5 protein-coding genes are annotated in these 3,359 nt (G+C 69.5%); all 5 read right to left on the bottom strand.

Features of this window, described 5'->3' with window-relative positions:
- Positions 1–143 precede the first annotated feature (143 nt).
- Positions 144–1,010, bottom strand: a complete 867-nt coding sequence (locus tag VFS34_16275; protein HET9796009.1) for a hypothetical protein — start codon at positions 1,008–1,010, stop codon at positions 144–146.
- Positions 1,007–1,753 carry a CDP-diacylglycerol--serine O-phosphatidyltransferase gene (pssA, locus tag VFS34_16270; protein ID HET9796008.1) on the bottom strand — a complete coding sequence of 249 codons (747 nt, stop codon included), beginning with the start codon at positions 1,751–1,753 and terminating at the stop codon, positions 1,007–1,009. The genes VFS34_16275 and pssA overlap by 4 nt, the downstream gene beginning before the upstream one ends.
- Positions 1,750–2,391, bottom strand: coding sequence for a phosphatidylserine decarboxylase family protein (locus tag VFS34_16265; GenBank protein HET9796007.1), 642 nt, complete (start codon positions 2,389–2,391; stop codon positions 1,750–1,752). The genes pssA and VFS34_16265 overlap by 4 nt, the downstream gene beginning before the upstream one ends.
- Positions 2,388–2,612, bottom strand: a complete 225-nt coding sequence (locus tag VFS34_16260; protein HET9796006.1) for a DUF465 domain-containing protein — start codon at positions 2,610–2,612, stop codon at positions 2,388–2,390. The genes VFS34_16265 and VFS34_16260 overlap by 4 nt, the downstream gene beginning before the upstream one ends.
- Positions 2,613–2,744: 132 nt before the next feature.
- Positions 2,745–3,359 (bottom strand): ribosomal protein S18-alanine N-acetyltransferase (rimI, locus tag VFS34_16255; GenBank protein ID HET9796005.1); only part of this gene is annotated, 615 nt, incomplete at its 5' end.

Raw genomic sequence — 3,359 nt, 5'->3', positions numbered from 1 at the left:
GACGCTCACGACACCCGACACCCCGCTCGAGTAACCGGGCGCGGCGGAGACGTCGCGCCGCGCTCGCCGCGACGAAGGCGGAGGCAATGCGGCGGAGGACGAACGCCCGGAACCCCGGTGTCGTCGGTCGCGCCGACGCGGGTCTATTCCCGCCAGGTCCGTCGGGCGAGGGCGACGGCGTTTTCGGCAGCGAGCGCCAGCCCGTCGAACGCGAACCACACGCCGACGGTGTCGCCCCGCACCTCGGGCGAGTCGATCCGCACGCCGCCGTTCTCGACGGCGGCGGCGGGAGAGGCGCCCCGCTCGTTTTCCGACGTGATGCCGGGAGTTGCGCGAAGGCGCGTCGCGGCGCGCTCCGCCGCGTCCGCGTCGTCGAACCGGAGGACGGCCGATCCCGCGTACCCGTGGAACAGCGCGGCCCGGACCGCGACGACGGCCGCCGGGGACGATGGATACCGTTTCCGGAGATGGGCCTCGATCCGGGCGCCGAGCGCGTCCGTCCGGGCGTCGCGAAACAGGTTGAAGGCGAGCCGGCTTCCGAAGACCGGCGCTTCCGTATCGCGGAAATTCAGCGCGTCGCCGCTCTGGCGAAAGAGCTCCTGGATTCCGCGCGTCCCTTCCTCGGCGGCGGGGACGAGCAGCGTGAAGACCGCGGACTCCGGCGCCGCGGACTCCAGGATCGCCGCGCACCCGAACGCCGCGGGAGGGGTATCGGCGGCGTCCCAGACGGCGACGCCGTTCTCCCTCGCGAGCCGGCGCGCCTCGTCGTCGACGGGCGAGCCGGCGAGGACGAGCAGATCCAGATCGCCGACGGTCTCGCGAGCCGGCGGGACGACGATCTCCGGCTCCTCCGCGCCGGGCTTCAGCGCCCCGGCCTCCTCTTCCGTTCCGAGCGGAACGAACCGGGAGACCGGAAGTCCGCTTCCGGCGAACACGTCCCGCAGGTGCCGGGCGAGGGGGCCCTCGGGATCGGTCAGCCCGATGCGGAGCTTCCGCCCGGCGTCCTTCATCGCGCCTTGCGGCGGAGGAGCGCGACGCCCCGGAGGATCGGGCCGGAGAGCGCGAACACCACGGAGATCGTCATCAGGGCGATCGCGGGGCGGAATCCGATGAACGCCATCACGAGCGCGATGATGAGGAGCACGCCGAGCGGGCGCCGGCGCTTCAGATCGAGGTCCTTGAACGAGCGATACCGGATCGTCGAGACCATCAGGTACGACAGGATCGCGGTCGCGGCGAGGAGGAGGAAGAAAGCGGGGCGGGTGATCTGCGCGCGCGGGTTCGACAGCACGATCGAGGCGGGAACCGAGGCGGCCATCGGGATCGGGAGGCCGACGAAGAACCGCTTGTCGACGACGTGCGTCTGGATGTTGAACCGCGCGAGCCGCATCGATCCGCACACGACGAAGAGGAAGGAGACCATGAACCCGAGCCGCTGCAGGTCGGGCTGGCCCGAGAGTCCCCAGAAATACATGAGAATCGCCGGCGCCATCCCGAAGGAGATCACGTCGGCGAGCGAGTCGTACTCTTCCCCGAATTCCGAGGCCGTGTGGGTCAGCCGCGCGACGCGCCCGTCGAGCCCGTCGGCGAGCGCGGCGATGAAGATCAGCCCGGCGGCCCATTCGAAGTTCCCCTGGATCGAGTTCCAGATCGAGAGGTAGCCGCAGAAGAGGTTGCCGACCGTGAAGAGGGTCGGGAGGACGTAGAGGCCGCGGCGCGCGCCTCGCCGGCGGGGCCGGACGACCTCGCTCATCGCGTCCCCCGGAAGCGCGCGACGACCGACAGTCCTGCCTTGACCTTGTCTCCCGGCTTGACCTCGACCGCCGTTTCGGGCGGCAGGAAGACGTCGACGCGCGAGCCGAAGCGGATCATGCCGACCCGTTCCCCGCGCGCGCAGTGGTCGCCCGGCTTCTTCCGGAAGACGATCCGGCGCGCGAGCGCCCCGGCGATCTGCTTGAAGACGACCCGGCGTCCCTCTCCGGCGAGATCGATCATGTTCTGCTCGTTGTCGACCGAGGCCTTCGGGGAAAAGGCGGCGAGCTTCTGGCCCGGGGTGTACGTGTATCGGGTGATCGTGCCGGAGATCGGCGAGCGGTTGACGTGGCAGTTGAAGACGGACATGAAGATGACGACCTTCCGGGTGAGCTCCGCGGCCGCTTCTCCCGAGGGTGCGTCGCCGACGGTCAGAACCGTGCCGTCGGCGGGGGAGAGGACGCACTCGGCCGGCGCTCCGGAAGAGCGTTCGGGATCGCGGAAGAACTGGATCAGGAAGAGGGTCAGGAGGCCGAGGATGGCCGCCGCCCACCAGACGGAGAACACGGCGGCCGCGAGCGTTCCCAGGAGAGGGAGCGCGAGGAAGGGCGCTCCCTCTCCGGCGATCGGGATTCTCACGCCGTCGCGGTTTCTCGGTGGCGGCGGAGGATCGCCTCCATTTGATCCTTCAGGGCGAGCTTTTCCTTCTTGAGGCGTTTTTCCTGGAAATCTTCTTCTTCGGTCAGGTGCCCCTTCTCGGCGAACTGGTGCAGGAGCCGTTCGTGTTCCTGGTGCTGCCGCTGAAGCTCCTGGTATCTCTCGTCGTGCGCGAGCTCCTCGGAAAGGTCGGTACCTACCATGCTCAGACTCTCCTTTCTGGGGGGAATTTGCGGCGGTGGAGAAACGCCCTGGCCACGTCTCGATTGTAGCGGAAAATCGGAAAGCCGGGGAACGCCGAAGGGAGCGGGATTCCGAGCGCTCCGGGCATCGTTTCAGCCGCGGAGGAAGGGCTCTTCGAGGAGGGGAAGCATCATGACACGGGCGTCCTCGCCGTCCTTGTAGTAGCGTTTTCGCCGGCCGACCTCGACGAACGCGAAGGCGCGATAGAAGCGGATCGCTTCGGCGTTCGACAGCCGCACCTCGAGGACGATCGATGCGGCCCGCCGATCGCGCGCGGCGTCGATCGCGTCGCGCATGAGCCGTCTCCCATGTCCCTCTCCGCGCACCGCCGGATGGGTCGCGATCTTGTTGACGTGGAACTCGTCGAAGAGGATGACGGCGAACAGGTACGCCGCGAGGCGCGGCATTCCCGGAAGCTGGCGCTCGAGCACGCGGTTGTAGCGCGGCGGATGGAGCTCGCGCAGCTCGCTCTCGAAGAACTCGCGCCTCCACGGCACGGGAAAGGAAGCCTGTTCGATCGCGGTGACCTCGGCGACGTCCGCGAGGACGGCGGGGCGAAGGCGGTAGAGCTCGAACTCAGGAGCGGCCGAAGCCACGAGGCTCCTCCGCCGCCGAGAGACGCACGTAGCGGGCGCGCGGCAGGTCGGCCGACGGCCCCGCGGCGCGGCGCACCGCGCGAGCCGCCGCGAGCGCCGGGCCGGCCCCGG

The sequence above is a fragment of the Thermoanaerobaculia bacterium genome, assembly GCA_035717485.1.
Lineage (GTDB): Bacteria > Acidobacteriota > Thermoanaerobaculia > UBA5066 > DATFVB01 > DATFVB01.
Note: the sequence above shows the minus strand (reverse complement) of the source record. Positions and strands in the feature narration are given on the sequence as shown.

What these genes read in the sequence shown, in the direction of transcription:
- VFS34_16260 (HET9796006.1), bottom strand. Translation starts at nt 2,612, where the DNA reads ATGGTAGGTACCGACCTTTCCGAGGAGCTCGCGCACGACGAGAGATAC.
- pssA (HET9796008.1), bottom strand. Translation starts at nt 1,753, where the DNA reads ATGAGCGAGGTCGTCCGGCCCCGCCGGCGAGGCGCGCGCCGCGGCCTC.
- VFS34_16275 (HET9796009.1), bottom strand. Translation starts at nt 1,010, where the DNA reads ATGAAGGACGCCGGGCGGAAGCTCCGCATCGGGCTGACCGATCCCGAG.